General features: G+C 33.0%; 17 protein-coding genes. 9 read left to right on the forward strand and 8 right to left on the reverse strand.

From position 1 onward, the window contains the following. The 5 genes from EZS29_RS07990 to EZS29_RS08010 all read right to left on the reverse strand — a co-directional run bounded on the left by EZS29_RS07990 (position 1) and on the right by EZS29_RS08010 (position 5,179). On the reverse strand, positions 1 to 1,200 hold the full coding sequence (locus tag EZS29_RS07990; protein WP_130608562.1) for an aminotransferase class I/II-fold pyridoxal phosphate-dependent enzyme: 1,200 nt from the start codon (positions 1,198 to 1,200) through the stop codon (positions 1 to 3). Positions 1,201 to 1,283: 83 nt separating this feature from the next. Further along, a complete protein-coding gene (locus EZS29_RS07995) occupies positions 1,284 to 1,778 on the reverse strand; it encodes a hypothetical protein (protein WP_130608565.1) in 495 nt (164 codons plus the stop codon). Beyond that, positions 1,775 to 2,077, reverse strand: a complete 303-nt coding sequence (locus EZS29_RS08000; protein ID WP_130608568.1) for a hypothetical protein — start codon at positions 2,075 to 2,077, stop codon at positions 1,775 to 1,777. The genes EZS29_RS07995 and EZS29_RS08000 overlap by 4 nt, the downstream gene beginning before the upstream one ends. Before the next feature lie 31 nt (positions 2,078 to 2,108). Further along, positions 2,109 to 4,895, reverse strand: coding sequence for a tetratricopeptide repeat protein (locus EZS29_RS08005; RefSeq protein ID WP_130608571.1), 2,787 nt, complete (start codon positions 4,893 to 4,895; stop codon positions 2,109 to 2,111). Positions 4,896 to 4,954: 59 nt separating this feature from the next. Continuing rightward, complete coding sequence (locus tag EZS29_RS08010; protein ID WP_172603845.1) at positions 4,955 to 5,179, reverse strand: flagellar FlbD family protein; 225 nt, start codon at positions 5,177 to 5,179, stop codon at positions 4,955 to 4,957. A 124-nt stretch (positions 5,180 to 5,303) separates the two neighbouring features. Here EZS29_RS08010 and EZS29_RS08015 point away from each other — a divergent pair, with 124 nt between their 5' ends. The 4 genes from EZS29_RS08015 (at position 5,304) to EZS29_RS08030 (ending at position 9,848) form a co-directional block, all read left to right on the forward strand. Continuing rightward, positions 5,304 to 6,626: an MFS transporter gene (locus EZS29_RS08015; protein WP_130608577.1), complete on the forward strand. Its 1,323-nt coding sequence runs from the start codon at positions 5,304 to 5,306 to the stop codon at positions 6,624 to 6,626. A 22-nt stretch (positions 6,627 to 6,648) separates the two neighbouring features. Continuing rightward, positions 6,649 to 7,272, forward strand: a complete 624-nt coding sequence (locus EZS29_RS08020) for a YceD family protein (RefSeq protein WP_130608580.1) — start codon at positions 6,649 to 6,651, stop codon at positions 7,270 to 7,272. A gap of 178 nt (positions 7,273 to 7,450) precedes the next feature. Further along, positions 7,451 to 8,494, forward strand: a complete 1,044-nt coding sequence (locus EZS29_RS08025) for a LysM peptidoglycan-binding domain-containing protein (RefSeq protein ID WP_130608583.1) — start codon at positions 7,451 to 7,453, stop codon at positions 8,492 to 8,494. A gap of 157 nt (positions 8,495 to 8,651) precedes the next feature. After that, positions 8,652 to 9,848 carry an MltA domain-containing protein gene (locus EZS29_RS08030; protein ID WP_172603846.1) on the forward strand — a complete coding sequence of 399 codons (1,197 nt, stop codon included), beginning with the start codon at positions 8,652 to 8,654 and terminating at the stop codon, positions 9,846 to 9,848. Between the two features lie 26 nt (positions 9,849 to 9,874). On the opposite strand, the gene EZS29_RS08035 is transcribed toward EZS29_RS08030, so the two are convergent. Together EZS29_RS08035 and EZS29_RS08040 are read right to left on the reverse strand one after the other, a co-directional pair. Then, complete coding sequence (locus tag EZS29_RS08035) at positions 9,875 to 10,513, reverse strand: hypothetical protein (protein ID WP_130608589.1); 639 nt, start codon at positions 10,511 to 10,513, stop codon at positions 9,875 to 9,877. Beyond that, the gene (locus tag EZS29_RS08040; protein ID WP_130608592.1) at positions 10,510 to 10,779 is read right to left on the reverse strand and encodes a hypothetical protein; all 270 of its coding nucleotides are present in this window, start codon (positions 10,777 to 10,779) and stop codon (positions 10,510 to 10,512) included. The genes EZS29_RS08035 and EZS29_RS08040 overlap by 4 nt, the downstream gene beginning before the upstream one ends. A gap of 767 nt (positions 10,780 to 11,546) precedes the next feature. Here EZS29_RS08040 and EZS29_RS15915 point away from each other — a divergent pair. The 5 genes from EZS29_RS15915 to EZS29_RS08065 all read left to right on the forward strand — a co-directional run bounded on the left by EZS29_RS15915 (position 11,547) and on the right by EZS29_RS08065 (position 20,325). Beyond that, positions 11,547 to 11,774, forward strand: a complete 228-nt coding sequence (locus EZS29_RS15915; RefSeq protein ID WP_130608595.1) for a hypothetical protein — start codon at positions 11,547 to 11,549, stop codon at positions 11,772 to 11,774. A gap of 296 nt (positions 11,775 to 12,070) precedes the next feature. Then, complete coding sequence (locus EZS29_RS08050; RefSeq protein ID WP_130608598.1) at positions 12,071 to 12,946, forward strand: DNA-processing protein DprA; 876 nt, start codon at positions 12,071 to 12,073, stop codon at positions 12,944 to 12,946. A gap of 107 nt (positions 12,947 to 13,053) precedes the next feature. Beyond that, on the forward strand, positions 13,054 to 15,876 hold the full coding sequence (locus EZS29_RS08055) for a PD-(D/E)XK nuclease family protein (RefSeq protein WP_130608601.1): 2,823 nt from the start codon (positions 13,054 to 13,056) through the stop codon (positions 15,874 to 15,876). Beyond that, positions 15,869 to 19,255 (forward strand): UvrD-helicase domain-containing protein, encoded by a 3,387-nt coding sequence (locus EZS29_RS08060; protein WP_172603847.1) that lies wholly within the window; start codon positions 15,869 to 15,871, stop codon positions 19,253 to 19,255. The genes EZS29_RS08055 and EZS29_RS08060 overlap by 8 nt, the downstream gene beginning before the upstream one ends. Before the next feature lie 89 nt (positions 19,256 to 19,344). Further along, on the forward strand, positions 19,345 to 20,325 hold the full coding sequence (locus EZS29_RS08065; RefSeq protein ID WP_145987938.1) for a hypothetical protein: 981 nt from the start codon (positions 19,345 to 19,347) through the stop codon (positions 20,323 to 20,325). A 679-nt stretch (positions 20,326 to 21,004) separates the two neighbouring features. Here the strand turns inward: EZS29_RS08065 and EZS29_RS08080 are convergent. After that, positions 21,005 to 22,324 carry an IS701 family transposase gene (locus EZS29_RS08080; RefSeq protein ID WP_130608613.1) on the reverse strand — a complete coding sequence of 440 codons (1,320 nt, stop codon included), beginning with the start codon at positions 22,322 to 22,324 and terminating at the stop codon, positions 21,005 to 21,007. Between the last annotated feature and the right edge of the window lie 62 nt (positions 22,325 to 22,386).

Below are 22,386 nucleotides of genomic sequence, written 5' to 3' on the forward strand. Positions count from 1 at the left end.
TCACATCTTAAACTCTCCGGAATCGATTTTTTTCTGCCAAATTTCTAAACATTGTTTAATTTTGTCGACTGTCGGAACAAGTGCTAAGCGGAAATTCCGTTCACATGAGTTACCAAATGCTTCCCCAGGTGTCGCCATTATTCCTGTAGTGCTCATAAGTGTATGAATGAAATCACGTCCCGATTGATAAATTTCGGGTATTTCTCCCCAAACATAAAAAGTGGCATTACTGGGAAGCACTTTGATCTTATTTTTATGCAAAAAGGCATCGACCCATTTTCTTTTTTCAGCAAATATTCGGTTTCTTTCATAAACATGCTCTGTGTCTCCCCACGCAGCAATAGCTGCCGATTGGACAAAATCGGGAGTACCAAGACCTACATTGAGGCGATATTTTGCAAATTGAGCAATGAAATCAGCCTGTCCTGCAACAAATCCGGAACGATATCCTGTCATACCACTGCGTTTGCTCAATGAGAAAAAGGCAAGAACATTTTTGAATTGATTGTCTTTGGCTATTTCTAAAAACGAAATTGGCACCTCTTTACCTTCATAATACATATCCATATAGCATTCATCGGAGAGAAGCATGATGTCATATTTGAGAGCCCATTCGTATATCTTTTGCATTTCATTGCGCTTTATGACTGCCCCCGTGGGGTTGTGAGGGTAACACAACCAAACGGCTGCCACTTGAGAGAGTAGTTCAGTTGGAATTTCTTGAGGATCGAAGACATAATTTTTTTCGATCTTCAAAGGGTTTTCATACGGAATGCCTCCTGCTAACTGAGTTCCAGCTTTGTAAACAGGATAACCAGGTTCGGGAAATATAACAATTCTTCTGGAAGATGAAGAATTTAGCAGCACTTGAGGAATATGAAAAACAGCTTCTTTGCTACCATTTGAAGATATGATCTCTGTTTGAAAGTCTAATTCAACGTTGAGCCGCTTTTTAGCCCATGTGGCACAAGCTCTGCGCAATGTAGGTGAGCCAGGATTTTGCGGGTATTGACTGACATCAGCGACACCCTTTATAAGCGCCTGCTTAATAAATTCAGGGGTGGGTTCTTTTGGATCCCCTAATGTGAAATCGAAAACCTCAATCCCCTGAGCGGTAAGCTTTTCAATAATGTCTTCATTTTTTGTCAAAGCAAATGGTTTAAGTGTAAGTAACCAGGAGTTTAATTCAGTATTTTTCATTTATAAGACCTCACAAAGAATACACTTTTTGGAACATTTAGGTATAGCTTGAGAGATTATGTGAGACAAGAATGAAGTAGGGGTTATTTTTTCCGCTTTTTTGAAAGTTTGCTTAAAAAAAAGAGATAACTATCTGGGTTATGATTAAATTCAAGCTTGTTTTTGCATTTTTGACAGAATTTTTCCGGCCCATCAAGATAACTCTTTAAGCCCGGTTCTATATCATAACCGACAACTAATGTGAAAATTTGTGTATTGTTGCACGTTTCACATACATATTCAGCATCAAAAGATTCTACAGAGCACTTTTTCCCAATAAACTCTGGAACCATTGAGAGCTGATCCACCACGGGACAGGCACAGTTGATATAATGCAATTCCACATCTTCAAGTTTTTCGATTGCATTCACCCATTTACGCACACCACTGCTATTAATCCGATTAATATCTTTTAAATCAATATAAAGAATGTCTGTTCTTCTACTGAGTAAAGCATCAAAATTTGCATGTTCATCAATAGTTCCCGAAATAGATACGTAATCATCTCGTTTCCACTGTATTGATAAATCTTTTGTCATGCAGGTTCACCTGTTTCGCGTCTTGAATTCATTCTTTCAATAATATGGCAACAAAACTCGGAGAGTTCAACCGACTTATCGGAACATGAGATGAGAGTTCCCAGTCTGTGGGCAAGAATTGCAGCAATTTCATCGGGAGGGAGGGAGTCATTAATAGCACCTTTGGTGATTAAATCATCAATTTCCATAGAGAAACGCCAAAGTTTTACTGTGAGCGCATCAGGCTTATTTAATAGTTCTTGCTCTTTCTTCTTTTGCATCTGTATCTTTTTATGAGATAAATTTACTACATTATTCATAAAGACCTCTTATGGTTTATCTATCTCTATTCTACCATAGTAATTTATCGACTTCTTTCTCGATATTCTTATAAATCCATGCTTGAGCGGATTCTTTAGCAAATTTATCCTTTGCCTCTTTGGCAATTTTCTGATAAATTCCTTGAACTTCAACATCTTGAGCACTTCGCACCCTTTCTAAGCGCTGTACATAGCGCAACCACTCTTCCGATCCATTCGCAACCCCTTTTTTTTCGAGATAAGGTAAAAAGATTGATTTATCTCGTAAAAGTGTTGGGCGCGTGATGGAGACGGCTAAAAGTGTTTTGGCAAAGGTTGCGTCACACAAATGACTTTTTTGCTCTTTTTCATTAAAAATTAGATTAATCCATTGTTCCGTAGTCTTAGCTGTTGCAATAGTGTCCCATTCCTCATCGTTGAACTGATCTTTCATTCTCAACATCCAATTGCAAAAAACTTGAGTCTCAAATATTTTATCGGGTCGACTCAATAAATCACGTGAAATAACAGAATTAATAATAGTTTTTACCGAAACAGACGAGACAAATTCATATTTTAATAATTTTTGTAACGTTAAAAGTTCCCAAAAATCCTTTCTTTCCGTCATTTCAAAGGCGGATCCTTCATAAAACTTCACTTTTTTACCCCAATCCGCACTGGTAGATTTGAGCATTTGGTATCCTTCAATTGCTTTTTCAACCGAAGGATGGGTGGTTAAACTGTAAAATATTTCATGCATTGCATTTCCATCATGACCAATATTTGTCTTGCGCATTTCTTTCCATATTTTTAAATCTGCTAAAAATGCGCTACAACGTAACAATTTTGTTTTATCCAGATCATCCCATTTTAAACCAGAGACATATTCGTGATTATTTTTTTCTAAAGCGAGGAGTTTTTTTCTATTTTTATTATAATAATCAATAAGTTTTATACACTCGTTTTTTTCTGCCAGAAGTGTACCTTCTGCGAGTTCAAGCTCTTTTAAACGTTGAGAGAAAAGAATTAAAAATTCACTATCTGGAAATTCATTTCGATAGATATCTATTCTATCTTTCTGTTCCTTGGCCTTTTCTACCACAGTTTTTTTCTTTTCCTCCTTCGACTTTTCCGTCATATCAACTAAATCTGAATTTAATAAACAAGCTTTCGCCTGTTTTTTTAAGACATCTCTACCATCTTTTATTTTGTCTAAAACTTTTTTGTACTCTACTTTTTTAACATTGCGCGTAAGTTTCTTTTCATACATACAAAAAAGTCTCACCTGCGCATCTTGAGAAGCGGGATGTCGATCAAAATTTTTTAAAATAACTTCATAAATAGTTCTTGCTAAATCCATATTTTTATTTAATTCAGCAATTTCTGCAATTCTCAAACGTGCCCAAGGTCCAAATTCAGGATCACCGACGGATTTGATAAACCGCTCATATCCTCTTTTTGCTATATCATATTGACCTTGCCAATACGCACTTTCTGCACCAAAAAATATTGAAGCTGGAGCTTTTTCAATAAAATCTTTATTATAAAGTTCAGACCAAGAATAGGATCTTCTTGCCCATCTCAATATATCTAAATCAAAATAAATATCTCCTGATAACGTAAACAATAACGAAACAAGATCAGGGTGACATTTTCTAGAAATACCACTGGCAATATATTCGATAGCTTTTGTAGGATCTTTAGAAGAAACCATTGCAACTGCTCTGAATAAATCGATCGTTGCTAAAAGATCGGTATTATTCTTAGGAGCCATAAAGATTTCTGTTTTCGCTGTCACATTTTTTGCCACCACGAGAGGGGATGATATATCAGGGGAGGGATAATTAAATTTTTTAATAAATTCTTCCATTTTTCCAGCGGAAGTGAAGGCTCTTTGCCATATTAACCAACCTTGATTCATGGCCATTGCATCGGCATAAACAACCGGCATAACAGTTCGGATCCAAGCAAGCGGCTCCACGGGTTCAGGCAATAAAGAAACTGTTACCTTTTCTCCAGAAATTTTTGCCAAAAGTTTAAAATAAGTTGGAGAATCAAAAATACTTTTATAGATTGGATCAATCACATCTTCTTTGTTTTTTGGAAAGTAAATTGTATCGTCTAATCGTGTTGTTATATAAGAAAATAAATTACGTGCAATGGAATAATGATCTCCATCGGTGTATTCTCTTTCCGATGGAGGAACTGTGTTTGCATTCCATATATGAAGATTTGTTTCGTCATTTGATGATAAAAATATGAGAAAAAAACCATGCAAGATATTTACATTTATACGTATAATCGATTCAATCGAAACTTTATCTGTTGCCAGTTCCATTTGCAAAAAGAAAAAACAATCATAAGCATTTTGCAAACGATTTTGTAGCCAAAATTCTTGGCACATATTCAATTTTGAAGTATATTTATCATCGGCTTTAAAATATGCCAATTTAGTTAAATTATAAACTGGAAAATGAATTTTTACAGTGGGTCTTTTTATAGTGGGCGGAAATCCAACAATCAGCGATTGAGCAGGATTTTTATGCGAATCAAACCAATTTCTTGGTTCTTCAGCTTTAATACTACTTGAAAAATCAGCAATAAAATAAAATGAATCGAATATTTTTTTCCGTACATCGGCTTCTTCCATTTTTTTAAAATCATACGGAGTTATATTTTTATTTTTTTTCAAATCTGCTGCATTTAATGGAATGAAATCTTCGTTATCGAAAAGACTAGGCCATTTCTGGGCAAATCCCATGAAATGATATGTTATAATAAATAAAATGAATAAATATTTTAATTTTAATAAATGATTCAGACTTAAATATTTGAACACACTTTGCCTCCTTTTAAACTTATCGACCTAAGTTTAAAAGGAGAAAGTGCAAAAAATGGTTATAATTTACCTGACATTTCATTAAAATTTGATTGGGGTTCTATTCGTAGATCATTTTTTAGTTTGAGTTCCATTTTTTCCACAATATCAACGATGCGTTCGCGCACAAGCAAGCGTGCACCGTTCAAAAACGTGATTGTGGTATCTGGTAAATTCTCCATCCATTGGATATTATTTTCATTTATATAAACATCTGAACCATCAAGCCGAGTCACTCGTATCATAACAAGAACCTCCGCAAAAACCAAAGCTATATTGCATGGCTGAGAATTTAGATCTATTGTGCACAGCATAGATTGTAACAGCTTTTTTCAACCTATAACAATCCGAGTTTTTTGGAATATTTATATGTCACAAAATATTGAATCCGTTCGAAAGAAAATATTGCTTTCTGTTTTCTTAATTATTTTTATCGATCTGCTCGGATTTGGTATGTTCATTCCAATCATGCCGCAAATTGCGCGCACTTTTCATGCATCCGACTCACAGATAACATTGCTTTCCACTTGGTTTTCTTTGGCGACAGTTCTTTCTGTTGTTTTTATTGGTCATCTTTCGGATCGCTATGGTCGGAGAAAAGTTCTTATCTCTACAGTAGCTATCTCATCTATTGCTCAATTGCTCACTGGTTTTTCCACTTCATACCTCCTATTGGTCGGAGCAAGGGTTTTAGCAGGTTTCGCCAGTGGTAATTTGTCTGCAGCCCAAGCATGTATCGCGGACATCACAGAGAAAAAGGAAAGAGCTAAGTTCATGGTCATTATTGGTTTGGCTTTCGGCGGCGGATTTTCTTTTGGACCGGCTATAGGTACACTTGTAATTTTTTTGTGCGATACACTCCAGATTTTTGCCAACAGTCACTTTAAGGCGATTGGAATCGCAGCGTGTGCTTTAAATTGTCTCAATTTGATTTTACTTCTGAAACTTCAACCTGAAACTCACCCAAACTTTGCTAAAAATAACATTCGCAACCTTTTTGCAATGATTCATAAATCTTCTGCCCAAAAAGAACCCGCAATTGAACAAGTTCTCACAATTAAGCAAAACTTAAAAATTTATGCGCAAAATCGACCTTTTATAGGAGTTATGGTTTGTATGTTGTTACAAATATTTGCCTTTGCGGGTGTGGAAACACTTCTCCCTATACTTTTAAATGATGCTTATCATTTTAAAGAAACAATGATTTATAAAAGTTACATATTCATTGGTATTATTACATTGTTAGGCAATGCATTTTTAGCACGCTTTGTACTCAAACGATTTGGGGAAATTGTTACTTTACAATTTGGCCAACTCAGTCTGACACTTGGCATCATATTGATACCTATCCTAGCTCCCAACCCTTATGTTCTCTTTATGGCCCTCACTTTTTTATGTATTGGCACAAGCATCTCTAATCCCTCAATAAATGCTCTCGTAAGCCGTCTTTCACCCACTTCTTCACAGGGATTTGCCTTTGGTTTATCACAATCTATAGGTGCATTTTCAAGAATTATTGGACCGGCATTTATGGGCATTGCCTATGAGAGTGGTTTTTTTATTCCCGCATTAAAAGGTGAAAAATCTCTTTACATCTCTGCCTTTATTCTTTTTACTGGAATCATTGTGAGTTTTGAAGCTCTCCGTAAAATTCGCCGATCATTCATTTTACCTAAAGAAAACAAGGTATAAAGAGGAAAAGGAAAAGAAAAGGATGAAAAAATCCATTGCAATCAACATTGCAAAAATTGGACAAAATTTAAATATTACGTTTGGTAGACCTCCATCTAACAACCTAAATTCAATACATTTTAATGACATTTTAACTGAGTGGACCCAAGAGTTTCTTAAATCGACATCTTTGACAACTCTAGAAGAACAATGCGCAAATATCAAAGCACAACTGAAAATCTCAAAAGAACATAATATGTACAGGGTCGAAGGGGAAATTGAATTTTCCCCATTGCTTGAATGTGTTCGTTCCCTTACATTATTTAGAGAAAAAATCACGACTCAGGTCAATGCTTTTTTTGTCCAAGATACTTCTTCTGCATATAAAAATTCAAATATTTCTAGATACTTAAACAATTCTGAACCAAATGATGAAGTTGAATTATCGGAAAGCGATTTGGAAACATACTCTTTTAGTAATAATTTTATTGAGCTCGATGAGTTTATTATTGATTCTCTCTATTTAGCTCTTCCTGAACTTCCACTCTGCCGCGAAGACTGCAAAGGCCTATGCCCAAGCTGTGGTACAGAATTAAACGAAGTTCAGATAGAAGGCCAACTCATCCGTCCAAATCATGCGCAAAAGTGTACATATAGCAGTCACTAAATTGCTCACAAATTCCCTTTATACATTTGATATAGTAGGGAATTTTTTAATTCAGCAGAAATCCAAAATCTTTTAACAAATCAATTTTAAATAATTTTTAATATTTAGTTAATAAACTCTAAAAATCAATCCGAAAGAATGACAGATACATTCATGGTTATGAAGGAGATCGACCTAAATGAGGGTTATTCAGTCTTCCTTCTTGAGAACAATAGTCAAACTATTTGTTGTAACGATTTGTTTAATTAAAAGTTTTTCACTGTTTTCTCAAGAACTCAAATTTGATGAATATAAAGTGCAAGCCAATGACACCCTCATTCACATCCTAAAGAGGCATTCTTTACGTCCTGTTTTCGGGCCAAATGGTTCACTTGCAGAAACGCTTGAGTTAAATCCTGAAAAAAAGAAGCACAATGGTGATTTAATATACATTGGAGAGATTATAAAGCTGCCCAATTTTGATAATTGGAAAAACACAAAGATCATAAAAGAGCAAAAAAATGTAAACGAAGAGTATACAAATAACGATCCAACTCATAAAAAACCAAAGAGTCCACCTGAGGGTCTTGCTGCAGACACTCTAAAAGAGAGAAAACCTGAAGAACAAAAAAAGAAAAGGACTGTTGACAAGCCTGCGGTGCAAAAACCAGAGCAATCAACACCAATAAAAACAATACCGCCTCCACAAAAAACAAAACCTGTGGTAGAAACACCAACTCCACAAAAAACAAAACCTGTGGTAGAAACACCAACTCCACAAAAAACAAAACCTGTGGTAGAAACACCAACTCCACAAAAAACAAAACCTGTGGTAGAAACACCAATTCCACAAAAAAGTAACGAAACACAAAACACCTTTATTGATAAAAATAATTCAACAAAAGTTGAAAAAAAAGAGCAAAGTAATTTTCTAAGTGAAAGCAGAGTTCCTCAAAAGCCAGAAACAATTCCTACTACTGAAAATAAAGCCTCCGTCACTCCTGAAACTCAAGAAAAAGTTAACATAATTGTACAAAGTGATAGTCAAGCAGATAATAATTTAAGTCCATTTATTACTTATAAAGATAATTTTTCTGAAATGCCAAGTTTTGAATTCTTTAAAGAATCTTTAAAATATTGCATCACGGTTCCTGCATGTAAAATTGGCTTTCAAGAGCCTGATTTAAAATGTTGCAAAAAACCTAAACCACTTTTTTATGCAAACCCTCCTGATTCTTTCTAAAAACTTATTGGTTTTATAGAACAAAAATTACATTAATGATACAAAAAGAATAATTCTTAATTCTGATTCTTGCTAAAACCTTTCTATTAAATATAAAATGAGATATATTGTCACCGTCTTTGTTTTATGTTTCACTCTAGCAAAAAATGGCCACAATATGCTGCAAACCAAGAAAATATCCACACTTTTATTTTTTATTTTACTAATAATATCCTGTAAAACTGTTCAAGAAAAAGATAAATATTATTTTAAAAAAGAAGATTGGGAAGACGTTCCTATCAATGAAGGAGAAAATAAAAAAGAAACTCTCATCACTTCACTTGAAAATAATATAAAATGGCTTTCTAAAAAAAGTAACAACTCTTATTTTCAATTAAAAGATATTAAATTCACTACTGAAAGTTATTTATGCTCAAGCAAAAAGCTACTTGAGTCACTCCAAAATAGTGAAAATATACTTATCTCTCTAAAAAATAATTTTGATATCTATAAAGTTTATTCTAATGATAACCAAGATATTTTATACACTGGTTATTATATTCCAATTGCTGAAGCCTCAGAAAAGCATTCAAAAATATATCAAACGCCTGTGTATAAAACACCACAGGATTTAGTTTCAGTCTACTTGCAAGATTTTAACCCTATTTATAAAGGAAAAATATTAAGAGGGCGCGTTCTTAAAAATCAACTTATTCCCTATTGGACGAGAGAAGAAATTGTTGATAAGCAAGTTTTGTCACGAAAAAATCTAGAAATTGCATGGGTTAAAAACAAAGTTGATCTATTTTTTATAGAAATCCAAGGTTCAGGCTTATTGACGTACGAGAATGGCAAGAAAAAATACATTCATTATTCATCACAAAATGGAAGAGACTACAGCCCTATTGGGGCTTTATTATTTAAAGAAGGGCATTTAGAAAAATCTAAAATTACTATGCAGAGCATTCGAGAATGGCTTGAAAGAAATCCAAACGAAAAAAGCCGTGTGCTAAATTATAATAAATCTTTTGTCTTTTTTAATTTAGAAAATGATGGACCATTTGGCAATATCAATGTAAAACTCACAGAAGAAAGAAGCATAGCAGCTGATCAAAGCATTTTCCCTGCTGGTACTTTAACTTTGCTCGATTTTAAAATGCCACCATCATTAAAAGCGGAAACAAACTTACAAGATCTCCAACCAGAGCAATTTAGACAATTAGCATTTGTTCAAGATACCGGCGGAGCGATTAAAGGAGCTCAACGAATTGATGTCTTCTGGGGGGAAGGCAGCAGTGCAGGAGAAATTGCAGGAGTTACTCAACAAAATGGAAATATGTTTATTTTAGTACCGAAAAATGTATGCAATCCATAATAGAGAAATTAAGTTTTAAATTACTATTAGTGCAAGCGCTGTGTAATAAAACCAAACCATCCCTGAATTTGTTCCCACATCGTTAAAGAATTCTCTTTAGAAGTAATATGTAATCCAATAAAAATAGCTAATAAAATAAGACACCAGAATAATATAAAGTTACTATATTTTTTAAGTAAAGAAAATAAAAATTTCTTTCGTACCTTTTGAAACTCAAGTTCAAGCCAATTATTAAGAGATGACCAGCCCGCAATATAGTCAACAAAAACTTTTTGTTCGAGTGTATTAAAATAATGTTGTGCAGCTTTGGAATCTAAACCAGAAAGATCAGCAACATTGCACTGTGTGAGCAACCAGCCCGTTCTTAAAAGCTTCACTTCACAGATGGCTTGCGGGACAAATCTTTTTTTAAAATAATGAAAAGAAAGTAAGGTAAAGAATCTTTGATATGAAATTTTAGAACTTTGAGTCAGTGATTTTTTTAAAATATCGAGAAAAACATCATCGACATCAGATGAACCAGAAGGAACACCTACATATAAAGCAATTTTAAAAAGTGCATTGGTACCAATGTCAAAAGCCTCAACCTCACTTCCCAATATGTCAGAAGTGATCGTTGCTTGCATTTGACTTTTTTTGCTATTTATATCGAAAGATGTGTTCACAAAAGATCTATCTCACTAAAGTTACCCATTCCACTCACTTCAGGCAAATACTCTATATCATTCTTAGGCACAAGCACTTGCCGCTCACCACCTCTAGTATGTGCAAGATACCTTGGACAAGTTTTATGCGAACTTTCTGTAAATGGGGCAAAGGGGCAAGCTGCACCACATGCTGATTTTACACCACAGACTTCGCTCAGAACGAGTTTCCCATGCGCATCGACCAAACCTTGTTTGACATGATAAGGACAACGACTCTCCTTCATTCTTTACCCTCCTTAGCTAAAAAACACAAACAGAAGCTAAATGTGTAAATTTTTTAAACACATAGAAAATGACAGTTATTTAAGCTTTCATGGCTTTAAACAGAGTAAATCATATTGCATATCACCAGTCAAATATTTTCCTACGTAATTTGGGAAGCTTATCTTATTACTTATATGTCATATTTTTGAAAGAGTCAAAATTATGGATTCTTTCAGAAAAAATTAATTTTTTATATTTTTATAAATTATAAAATAATTAAAATGAAATTTAAAAATATGAATGCTTTATAATATTCTCAGTTTTGTAAGAGCACTTTCATCCTCTTGTCACTTTTTAGTGCACTTTTTTAAAGTAATTTCAATGAATTAAAAACCAAAAGCGCAAATATAATATAAAGATATAATATTACTAAATATATTAAGATTATTTATGAATTGATGCAATGCATTGATTCCTCTAAATTCTAATGAATATGGAACTGCGGTTCTATATTAAATAAACACGTAAATGCAAGATAAGAGAATTTACACATTTATTAATCTGCATTTTCCAAGGTTTGAGGATCAAATTATATTTTTTTGTTTTATTTTTATCAACACTGATTATTGCTTTTTCGCTTTTATATGAGTCAAAGCTTGAAGCAGATTTAACCATGAACTTAAACAACGATATTGTTTAGACAACAGAACTTGATAACAAAACTAGTAATTCCATTATTTTTAAATGTGACTTAACGGAAAAGAAATGTATAAAATTAAAGACAAAAATGAATTTTGCTGGCCTTCTAATTCATCCAATTCGATTGCAAAAACGAAAAAGTCTCTATATAGGTGCACGTTTATCAAATTATAATGGTTATGGTAATGTTTATATTTGTGACCTATATGCTGACAATTGTAAAGCAATAGAGCTTACAAATAGCCCAAAAGGATTTGATACTTCAATAAAGAACTTGGTAGCTCAATCTTTGCAACAAAAAACTATTTATATGTAAGTGCAAAAAACAAAGAGAACAGAGGAGTGATTTATAAATGTACATTAGACTTAGAAAACAGTATTTTAAAAATTGATCCGAATGAAATTGGTTTTACAAATATAAGCCGTTTTGCGAACTCAATAATATTTGCATCTTAAAATAGTTTAAAAGAAGTGAGCCTATTTTAGTACAATTTATGATCACTTCTTTTAAAAAATTGATCCATTTTTTCAATCCCTTTTTTTTAAAAATATAAAGATTATAAGAAAAATGTCTGATTTCATGTCTCTATATTATAAAAAAGGTCTGATTACATGGAAAAAATCTCTGCAAAAAAAGCAATAGGCTCACAAGAGCTGTGGCTATTACAAGTCAATTTATCTCCCTTGGAACGCGCCCAAGCTTTAGACTTTCTGCTCAATAAATCGATTCCTATCGATTTCACATCCCTTGTCTCACATTGTTGCGCCAGTATAGAGAAACAAAAAAAACTTATACAAAACTATCAATTGCTAACTCATATTTCTTCTGCCGCAGAACCTAAATTACTTACCCGGGCACAATTTGAAAGTGCATTATCTAAGAAAATTCCTCACCCCAATTTACTAGCATTACAGTATTTAGGAAATCCTAAGATCCTAAATAAACCAAAAATTGCTATCATAGGTTCACGCAGACCGACATTATATGGAAGAGAGCAAGCTTACCGTTTTGCTAAAGAACTTGCGCTGGCAGGCTGTACAATCATATCTGGCGGAGCCATTGGTATAGACACAACAGCTCAAGCAGTCGGCCTTCAATATGGAAAATCATGTTGCGTCTTAGGTAATGGGCTTATAAATCCCTACCCGCCAAGCAATACCCAACTTTTTCTCAATTTAAAAAAATCTCCTCATGGACTTATCTTAAGCGAATTTTGCCTCAACGAAAGTGCTCAGAAATGGAATTTTCCGCAAAGAAACATTACTATTGCTTCTATGGCCGACTTTGTTCTCGTGGTTGAAGCCACCCTTACGAGTGGAAGCCTCATTACAGCACATGCAGCCTGTGAACTCGGCATAGACGTTGGAGCCTTACCAGGAAGCATTGACAGTATAAACAGCGTTGGCTGTCATGAGCTCATAAAAAATGGTGCTTTTTGTATACAAAAGCCAGAGGATATTTTACAAAGAATCAAAATAAATGTCTAAATTAATAAAAAAGACTCTGTCTTTTTATTGTCAAGTCATAGCTATTCTATTAGCTTTCTTAGATATGCGCATATAACCTGTGCATTTATTAATTAAGGGTAATCAGAGTGAAGAAAAATTTTTTTGAAGATTCGATGTTTCTGTGCCAACATAAAAGCATAAAAGAATTTGCTAAAAATTTTTGTGCGAAACAACAAATTGATGAGAATATAAATTGGTCTGTTGTCTGTGAAAGAAAAGAAGATCTCATAGCCATTCGCAATCAATTATTTCATGAAATTGAAAAACACAATCCAGCTTGTGAGCCATCTAATTCCGTGATGGGTATTTCGATGTACACACTTGACAGCTTAGCAAGAAATTTTTGTGCTACTCTGGCCTCAACAACTGACAAAAAAATCTTATCTGAACTTCCAGAATTTATTAATAAACCATACTTAGATGTAATAACTCAAGAGCATTTCCTTGAAATTATATTACAATTATTTGGTTATACCAGCAGTGACTCACTTCCCCTCGCTAAACAAATTCTTTCCCTTATCGATACAAGTTGGCCAGAAGATTTAAATTTTATTCAATTGATTATCAACACCCAAGAAAAAGAACATATTCACTCAATTCAAGAAATCAACGAACTTGCTCTCCGCCAAATCATGGCGGTCTATCAATATGCATCTTTAGAATTAAAAAATTACTCACGATTACAAAGTTTCGTAAATGAATACTTACAGATTTCTTTCCGTTCACATCTGCTGAATAAAGAAAAACAAGCTGAATTGGAATTGCCTATTCAGTTTTTAAAGGGCCATATTTTATGGGTCTCAGCTCCTGAATACACAAATATAGTAAAGAGAAATATAGAGGAAATTCTTGAACATGAATGCATTAAGCCAGGAAATTTTCAAAGTATTGTTGTCCAAGAATTTAAAAATGCTATCCTTGAGGCTCGTGAAATTTTAAATTTTACTTCAAACGTTTTTTATTACTCAAGGACAATAATAAATCAGAATAAAAATGCGCACGATTCAGCTATTCAAAAAAGTTTTGATATAAATTTGTCCAACATTTCATATTGGGTTGCTGATAATAAACACAGCTATTTTGAAATGTTAACCTCAACTCTTGCAAATAAAAATAACCTCACACTGTTAGCAGATTTTGACCCTGGAAGTTTTAAAGAAACACGTTCTGATGCAGGAGGTTCCTATGCTATTACAAGCAATGACATTGATGCATGGCAAAATAATAATATAAATTATACTGATGCTGATAAATTTTTTCCCAAAATAGATGATTTATTTAAAAATTATTTAAATGCTATTTCACTTATTTCCAAAGAAGATACTCTAAGTCATATTTCTGAAAGTTATGGCTTAAAATATAGAAAGCTTGATAAAAACTCTCTTTTCTATTTTTTCAAAAAAAATATTGAAAGCGAAACAATCTTCTTAGAAAATCCTCACCCTATTTCAGAATGCCCGAGAGCTCTCTCCTTTCTTAATGGTGAAAATCTACCAATTAAAATTATAGCTGCTGGACGAGCTCATGCCCCTACTTCTTCAAGTTTTCATGTCAAAGTCCTCAACAATGCCATTTCAATTTTAAGACGGAAAGGCGTTATTATCGATCTCCCAGCAAGTGAAATCATGTATCGAGGTTTTTGGCAAAATCTATGCACGCACAAAATTCCTATCGAATTTTGGCTTGAAAATAGCGAAGAACTCGAAAATTTTCCGAGTTATTTAAAACCCGAACAAAATATTTTTTCTTTGGGTGAAAAGCTTCCTGTTTTTTCTCACTCGCATTTATACACACGCTTATATTTACCGAGTCAAAACCCAAACTTTGTAATACCCGATTGGAAAACGCGTTTTTTTCAAGCAAAAGATTTTATTTCAATTACTGAGTTTGAACGATATATATTATGTCCTTTTCAATACTTTCTCTCAGATTTATTGGCAATTAAAAAATTAAAAAATGAGAGTTTGAATATAGATAATATGGCCATAGGAAGTAAAATGCATAGTATTGCTGAGCAGATAATTACAAAATTAGTTATCACTCTAGGCAATATAAATTATAGCTCTGTAATGTCTGTAATCTATAAGAATATTCTTGAAAATTTGAAGGATGAAAAGCACTTTATAAGTTCAGAAAAAGAAATATGGTACAATTTATTCATATCCGCAATAGATAAAGCCAATAGTGAATATGGAAAACAAATTATTGCCATTTTTAAAGAAAATATAGATCTTCTCTGGCAATTACCAGACACCGATAAAAGTTTATTTGAAAAAGATATTGAAAGAGAAACAGTAAAACGAACATTTTATCGCTTTCTTATGCTCGAAAAAATATTCACTGAAAATATTCCTAATAAAAAAACAGGTGTGGAGAGAGAACGCAATATCAAACTCAACCTTGAAGATTTAACTTTTATTGGCAAAATTGATAGAATCGATGCAACACCCGATGGCTTGCATATTATCGATTATAAAACCTCGAAAGCCTCAAAGCAAAAGCAAAAATTAACTTTGCTGCCCTCAAAAATTAAGTACACACAATCAGGCTATAAATTAAGTGTGCAAGGTGGACTTTATTCTTTGGCATGGGCCGCACAAAAACTTTTAAATGAAGAAGACGATTATTATCATTGTATAAAATCTTTTTCTCTTTTTCAACTTAAAAATTTAGATGAAGAAAAAAATATTATTCTTGAATATGATTTTTCTCCACCAATGGTAAAAGACGGAGCATTTTATAATCAACTTTATGAAGAATATAGCGAATATGCAAGAAATCTAAGAGAAGGTAATTTCTTCCCTAATCCTATCAATTCTGCACAATGTACGTTTTGTGATTATAAAAATATCTGCCCCGTTTCAAATAAATATATTGCGGAAAATGAAGAAAGCGAAAACGATGGCTGAACTTACTTTAGAACAAAAAAGTTGTATAGAATTTTTTCCAAAAAAATCAGAGCCACAGCGACATCTCATTATTGAAGCAGGAGCGGGAGCGGGCAAAACGCAAGTGCTAACGGAACGGATTTTTTGGTTATTAAACCATAAAAACCCTTCTATAACAGTCAATCCAAGTAAGCTCTTTGTAGTTACTTTTTCCAAGGATGCGGCAAAAGAAATTGCTGAAAGAGTTGAAAAAAAATTACTCCGGGAACAGAAGTCAGAGGACTTATATCCACTCATCCATATTTCCACTATCGATAGTTTTTTTGCAGAACTTGTGCAGTGTATTTACCCAACTTGGTGGGGAAATTATAATACATTGCAAAATATTAACTCCATGCCCCCTAAACTTCAACTTATTAATGAAAATATAGTCTGCCAAGAGCTTGATAGAGCACTTACAATTTATTTTAAAAATAATTCCTTGAGCGAATTTCAAAAATTTTCCGCTATTGATTTCATTTTATCTGGCGGTTTTAAAAAAGGGTATCAAAAAAGTAAAGGAACTTTAGAAAATTTATTATCAACAATGTGCAGTGAAAATTTTCTTTCCGCTAGTGAAAAAGATATCCGAATTTCTGCACAAAATGTCCATCCTGCAACTATGTTTCTTTTATTTGATATGCATAAAATTGCTCGAGATCAATACGAAAAAAGATTGTTGAAAGGCGAATTGACCTATGCAGACAAAACCGTTTTCTTAAAAGAAAATTTAAAAAGTAATATTCCTATTCAAATTCAAGAACTGATTGTAGATGAGTATCAAGACACTAATCACATCCAACATGCAATTTTATCGCACCTAGTAAAAGAGTGCCAAGCACGTATGGTGGTTGTAGGAGATCCTAAACAAAGTATTTATGGTTTTCGCAGTGCAAGCGTCGATGTCTTCCAAAATTTAAAAAAGAATGAAGTTTGGAAACACATTGAGCTGAAAAAGAATTTCCGATCAACTGCAACCCTTTTAAACGAAATTAACAAGCTTGCAAATATTACATTTTCTTGGAATAATCCAACGCTTCCCAGTGCATTTATAAACTCATATTTTTTTAAAGAATCATTAAATAAATACATTGATGACAATCCACTTGAAGTTGGTAATTTTTCTCTACAAGCTCATGAACCCAAAGTAAATTTTCTAAATAATTCATTTGAAAATTATACTATAGATTATTCCACTTCGATTTTCTTAGTTTCAGCTTCGCTTAATAGTGAACGCTTAAGTAACTCAGAGCTTATAGCTTTATTAAATGCAGAAAAAACTTCACTAAAAGATTATGCAATCACTTATTACGCTCATTATTTAAAATCCTTCAAAGATAATTCACTCTATAATTGGTCAGATTTTGTTTTTTTATGTGAAACAAATAAAGATGCTCTCTATATAACTGAAAAGTTGAAGGCATTTAATATACCCATTAAATGCAGTGCAAAAAATGCAGAATTAAAAATAGATCTGCAAGAATTAAATGTTGCTTTGGCCTTGGCAAAATCGCTCGCGTTTGAAAGTGACTCTTATGATTTATATGAAATCATGCAAAGCTCACTCTCTCCTTATTCACATACAGAAACAGAAAATTACTTCGTACAACTTAAAAATGGCCAAAATCCTGAAAATAATATTTTAAAATTAATTCATTTTTATCAAAATATTGCAAAAGATAATTTTTACAAGGCCTGGCAACTTTTAAGGTGGAGCATCGTTGATTTACATGTTAATCAAGATTCTAAATTACAAGCGTCTGTCTTTTGTGCAAAGATGGATCCATTTGCCAAAACACTCATATCCAAACTTTCTTCCCCCTCTTTCAATTGCGCACTCCTAAAAAAGATAGATGAAAAAATAAAGAAAAATACGGCTCAAATTTTCGATTATTTTTTTCCAGATTCCATTGAAAATTGGGATATTCACGCACTCAAAAACGAAATTGATCAAACAATAGATGCACTCGAAGTCAAAACAGTCCACGCCTCTAAAGGTTTGCAATGGAAAATTGTTTGCTTTTTACCCAATAGTTCTAACGATAAAAGCGGTGGGAAATTTACTGTCGCACAGTCATCACAAACTCTCGATATTTCTTGGTTACAGGATGATGATAATTCACTCTCAGTTCTGAAAAGAATTAAAAATATTTATTTCACAGATGAAGATCACGCAATTGAATATAAAAAAGATGGTAGCTTAAGTAAAGTTCATTGGTTTGCAAAATTAAGAAATAAAGTTGAAAAAGATTTCGAACGTCAAAGAGTTTTTTACACAGCATTCACGCGTGCACAGTCTCATCTTATTTTATTTCAACCCATTCGGGGAAAGAAGAAAGGCATTCGCGATAATATCCATGAATTAAAAAGCGATGAAAAATCTATGCAAAAATTTTTGGAAATAGAGGTTTTTTTAAAATATTTAGACAGTCATTTTATGCTTAGGACTCCTGAAAAAATCAAAGGAAAAGGTTCAAGAAGTTTACCCACACCCATTCCGCCTGAACCTTGGTTTCAAGAAGATGAAAATATAGCAAAGTTATATTTATCAAAATGTCATAATATATCATACTATGAATTTGGCCCAAAATTCTACTCTTTTTATAAAAACAATTTAAAGTTACAAACTGAAATTTCAACCGACAACAAAAAAAACGAAGTTGAACAAACGTTCAAATGTATTTTAGGTCCTAAAATCGAAGCACAATCCGAAAATATTGCTTTAACAAATCCCTCAGATTCATTTTATTCACCTGAGAAAGAAGATATTCATATAATTTTGGCTCAATTAAAATTGCAAAGAATGCAAATAACGAAAGGAATTCTTTATCATGCAGCAGCTGAAAATAGAAAATCACGCAAATCTTCTGTGCTAAACTTATTAGAAAGAAACTCCTACCAAACTTTTCATGAGCTTGAAATTTGGTCTAAACGGGAAGCTAAGTTGCATTTTCTAAACTCATCGAGAAATATCCTCGATTTTCTCTCTTTTTATGACCTATCGGATTTTCTCAAGACAGGCTTTGAGTATGCTTATGATTTTGCACAAGAAAAAAGTATAAAAGTGCAGGAAGCAATCTGTGATACCTCTCCTGAGACCACACTTGCTCTGATCGTCGATTTTAAAACAGGAAAAAAAGACCTAGAGCATCTTCACCAAATTCGTAACTACATGAATATAATAAATAAAAACTCTCTTGCCCGCATTGATGTCAAATCTAAAAAAGACCGCCATTACCTTATCATGAGCGCTCTTTGCTACAATAAAAATGTCGATGAAAATGGAGATTCAAGTTGGGAGGATTTAAATTTGCCAAAGCGTCAATTGGCGACAGGAGAGACACTTTATTTGTTTAAATAGTAAACTTTTCTCTCAATAAGACCGACATATCACTTTGACCAAGGGTATAAAAAGAGTCACAATTTTGTAAAACTAGTTTTATAAGGCTTATGATGACATCAACCACTCTCTATATAGCTGAAAACCTGAATAAGCGGATTACGCCGGCACAGATGAATGCTTTTCAAAGTGTGTGTGATGAATCAAAAATTCCCCTACTGCAAAATCTTAGCAACCATGAAATCATGAACCAGCTCAAATCGAATCCTCAAGCCTTTCTTATTCTAGATGTGGATGACTTTATTTGTTTTATTAAAAAAAATAATACTTTAGTAAATGAAAACTTTATCTTAATGCCACAGGAAAAGGAGTCTTTTGAACTCGAAAGCCATAAAGATGAATTAAAGAAGATCCGTTTTATCATTGGAAATCCTCCTAACGATCTCCTTAAAATCTTTTTGACCCATATTTTTGTTTTTAAAAATTCTCCAGATAAAAAAGGAATCTGTTCCTATTTTGATAAAGAAAATAACGTTTGCTTTAAGCATGACGTTATTCACTCATCCGAAAGAAGCACACTTCAGCAAAAAGTAACAGATTTTTTCCAAGAAGAAATACAAAAAAATAAAGATAAACTTGTAGCCGGCACCAGCTCCTATGCAAAGAGCATGGGGGATATTCTAGATGAGTTTTTGATGAATGCGATATGGGATGCAAACCCCAAACGTGCTTCAACCGACAGAAGTATTCCCATAGCCTTGAGTGAAGAAGAAAAAGTAAATTTACTTTGTATTTTTGATACCTTAAACTTTATCCTCTCAGTTAGCGATCAATTTGGCACATTTTACGGTGGTGTGATCGAAAAATACATCTGTCATGCTCTCGGTTTAAAAGAACCAAGAGTCGGTATAAGCCAAAATACGGCCGGTGCTGGTCTCGGTATTTTTATGGTGATGCAAAAAATCGGGGTCCTAATCTTCGAAGTTGAAAAAGGGAAAATCACCCGAGCAACCGCTATAGCTCGCGGCGATCAAACCATGCGCGATCTGCAAAAAAAGCCAAAAACAATTTTATTTTTCGAACGGAATTAACAGAATACATTAGCAATTCACAGGTGCGCATATTTCAACTTGAGTTCCATCTGGACATCTTACATAAGCAACGACTTGATCCCAGGGTTTTGATATTGGCTTCTTAACTGCTAATGCTCAAGCTTTTATAGAGCTTTTAGAGGAAATTCTTACATTTTCAGTAACTAAATATGCAAAGAAACTTAGAGCCCCTCCTTGTCTTCCATTTGCATGACTTTTGTTCCTTTTCCAATCTTAGTTTTCCCGATCATTGCTCCACCCTTAACAACTTTTACAAAAAGCCAACTACTGAAACTGGTTTTAAATTTACACCAAAATATTTTTTATAGCTTGCAAAAAAACTGTGTATAGTTTCTTTCCATGCATCCAACTTTGAGAGGCTTTTAAACCAGTATTAGCAAGTACTTTTCGGCGGATTTTCTCTGCTTAAATTCCTCCATAGAATACTAGTAATTAATTTATAAAATATTGCAGAAAGAATTTCTGCTGGATCGTGCTTCCTTGATCGGATCTCTGGTAAAAATAGAATCATGATTTGAGAAGCACTTAAAAATTCTTTATATTCCATGATGGTACCTTTTTTGTTTTTTTTGTCGAAAACTAAGGTATCATCCTCTTAAAAATAATTAATCTCCTTTAAAAATTATGTTGGACAGCTTCTAGTACTACTTCGTTAAATCTAAGAAGTATTTAAAATAAGCTTAGGAAAGCAAGGAAAAGTATTATCACAAAATGGACAAAAAATAGTTTGAAAAATACGATTTATATATCGCCTTACAGCAGAAAATGAGATCTCAAGTTTTTTTTTATCGAATTCATTTATAAAATAATATGCTAAAAAGCATAAAGCTATATGGTGATGCAATCCTAACCACGAACGCCCTTCATAATGATCAAGACCCAATTCTTCTTTTAAAATCTGGTATCCCTGTTCAATTTTCCATCTTTTATGCATGAGTTCTATTATTTCATCTTTTGGATAAGTTTTTGAATAATTTGAAATATAATATTTTAAAACTCCATCTTTTCTTTTTTCAACTAGAAGCCATCTTTCTTTTCCAACTTTTTGCCAAGGTCTTGAAATACATTCCATAACTCTTGTAGCAACATATTCTACTTTTATATTTTCATTTTTCCGTCGGATTTGAATTATTTTGATATTACTTCCTTTTGAAAATAACTCTTCTGCTATCCTTAAAGCAGAGCGGGGCTTATATCTATTATCTACAGGATTGTCATAATCTCTAAGTTTTGTTTGTAAATTGCGTTTTCTCGGAACTACACTTTTTATTGGAATATTCTTTGACCAAAATTTCTCGTTATTTCTAATATGTCCTACAAAATTTATTTTTCTCTTATCAAGTTCATTTAGAAAATTTCTATTACACCCATAAGCTGCGTCAAAAACTAATGATTTTATTTTGAATAACTGGATGCTTTCATCAATCAAATCAAGTGCTATTCTCCACTTTTCTTTGAAGTTTCTTTCCTCTAAAGGTACTTTTACTTTATCTAATTTTTTTGAATTTTTAATCCATCCATCTGGCAAATATAGCCTTGCAGTAACTGGAAAATATATTTTATTAGAAATCGCATGTAAGGTAACAATTACTTGACAGTTAGAAATCTTACCTTGAACTCCACAATATTGTCTTGATACACCAACACTCTCATCCCCCTTTTTTGGAAGACTTGTATCATCGAGAGAAAAAATAAATTCATTCATTTTCAGTCTATTAATCATATATTTATTTAAACTTATAATAAGCTCATGAAAAGACCATTGACTTTGATTAACAAATTGCTGTAAAGACTGTTCATTTGCATTTGAAATTCTTGATGCCATTGCTCCTATAGATTTTCTCTCGCCATCTAATATCAATCCATATATGTAAGTTTTACACCAATGTACTCTATCATTTCTTTTAAAAACCGATCTAAAACCATCGATAAATTGTGAAACTTTTAATGAAAGATCTTTTATATTTGCTATTTTCATGATTCAACCTCAAAAAAATATTTCGAGGACTTAAATATAACATATTTTTAATTAACGAAGTA

The organism is Fluviispira sanaruensis (assembly GCF_004295685.1).
GTDB classification, from domain to species: Bacteria; Bdellovibrionota_B; Oligoflexia; order Silvanigrellales; family Silvanigrellaceae; genus Silvanigrella; species Silvanigrella sanaruensis.

Bases quoted from the DNA above. Each gene is read 5' to 3' on its own strand.
- EZS29_RS08025 (WP_130608583.1), top strand. From the start codon at position 7,451: ATGAGGGTTATTCAGTCTTCCTTCTTGAGAACAATAGTCAAACTATTT.
- EZS29_RS08040 (WP_130608592.1), bottom strand. From the start codon at position 10,779: ATGAAGGAGAGTCGTTGTCCTTATCATGTCAAACAAGGTTTGGTCGAT.
- EZS29_RS08065 (WP_145987938.1), top strand. From the start codon at position 19,345: ATGATGACATCAACCACTCTCTATATAGCTGAAAACCTGAATAAGCGG.
- EZS29_RS07990 (WP_130608562.1), bottom strand. From the start codon at position 1,200: ATGAAAAATACTGAATTAAACTCCTGGTTACTTACACTTAAACCATTT.
- EZS29_RS08010 (WP_172603845.1), bottom strand. From the start codon at position 5,179: ATGATACGAGTGACTCGGCTTGATGGTTCAGATGTTTATATAAATGAA.
- EZS29_RS08030 (WP_172603846.1), top strand. From the start codon at position 8,652: ATGCTGCAAACCAAGAAAATATCCACACTTTTATTTTTTATTTTACTA.
- EZS29_RS08050 (WP_130608598.1), top strand. From the start codon at position 12,071: ATGGAAAAAATCTCTGCAAAAAAAGCAATAGGCTCACAAGAGCTGTGG.
- EZS29_RS07995 (WP_130608565.1), bottom strand. From the start codon at position 1,778: ATGACAAAAGATTTATCAATACAGTGGAAACGAGATGATTACGTATCT.
- EZS29_RS08020 (WP_130608580.1), top strand. From the start codon at position 6,649: ATGAAAAAATCCATTGCAATCAACATTGCAAAAATTGGACAAAATTTA.
- EZS29_RS08080 (WP_130608613.1), bottom strand. From the start codon at position 22,324: ATGAAAATAGCAAATATAAAAGATCTTTCATTAAAAGTTTCACAATTT.
- EZS29_RS08000 (WP_130608568.1), bottom strand. From the start codon at position 2,077: ATGAATAATGTAGTAAATTTATCTCATAAAAAGATACAGATGCAAAAG.
- EZS29_RS15915 (WP_130608595.1), top strand. From the start codon at position 11,547: ATGAATTTTGCTGGCCTTCTAATTCATCCAATTCGATTGCAAAAACGA.
- EZS29_RS08015 (WP_130608577.1), top strand. From the start codon at position 5,304: ATGTCACAAAATATTGAATCCGTTCGAAAGAAAATATTGCTTTCTGTT.
- EZS29_RS08060 (WP_172603847.1), top strand. From the start codon at position 15,869: ATGGCTGAACTTACTTTAGAACAAAAAAGTTGTATAGAATTTTTTCCA.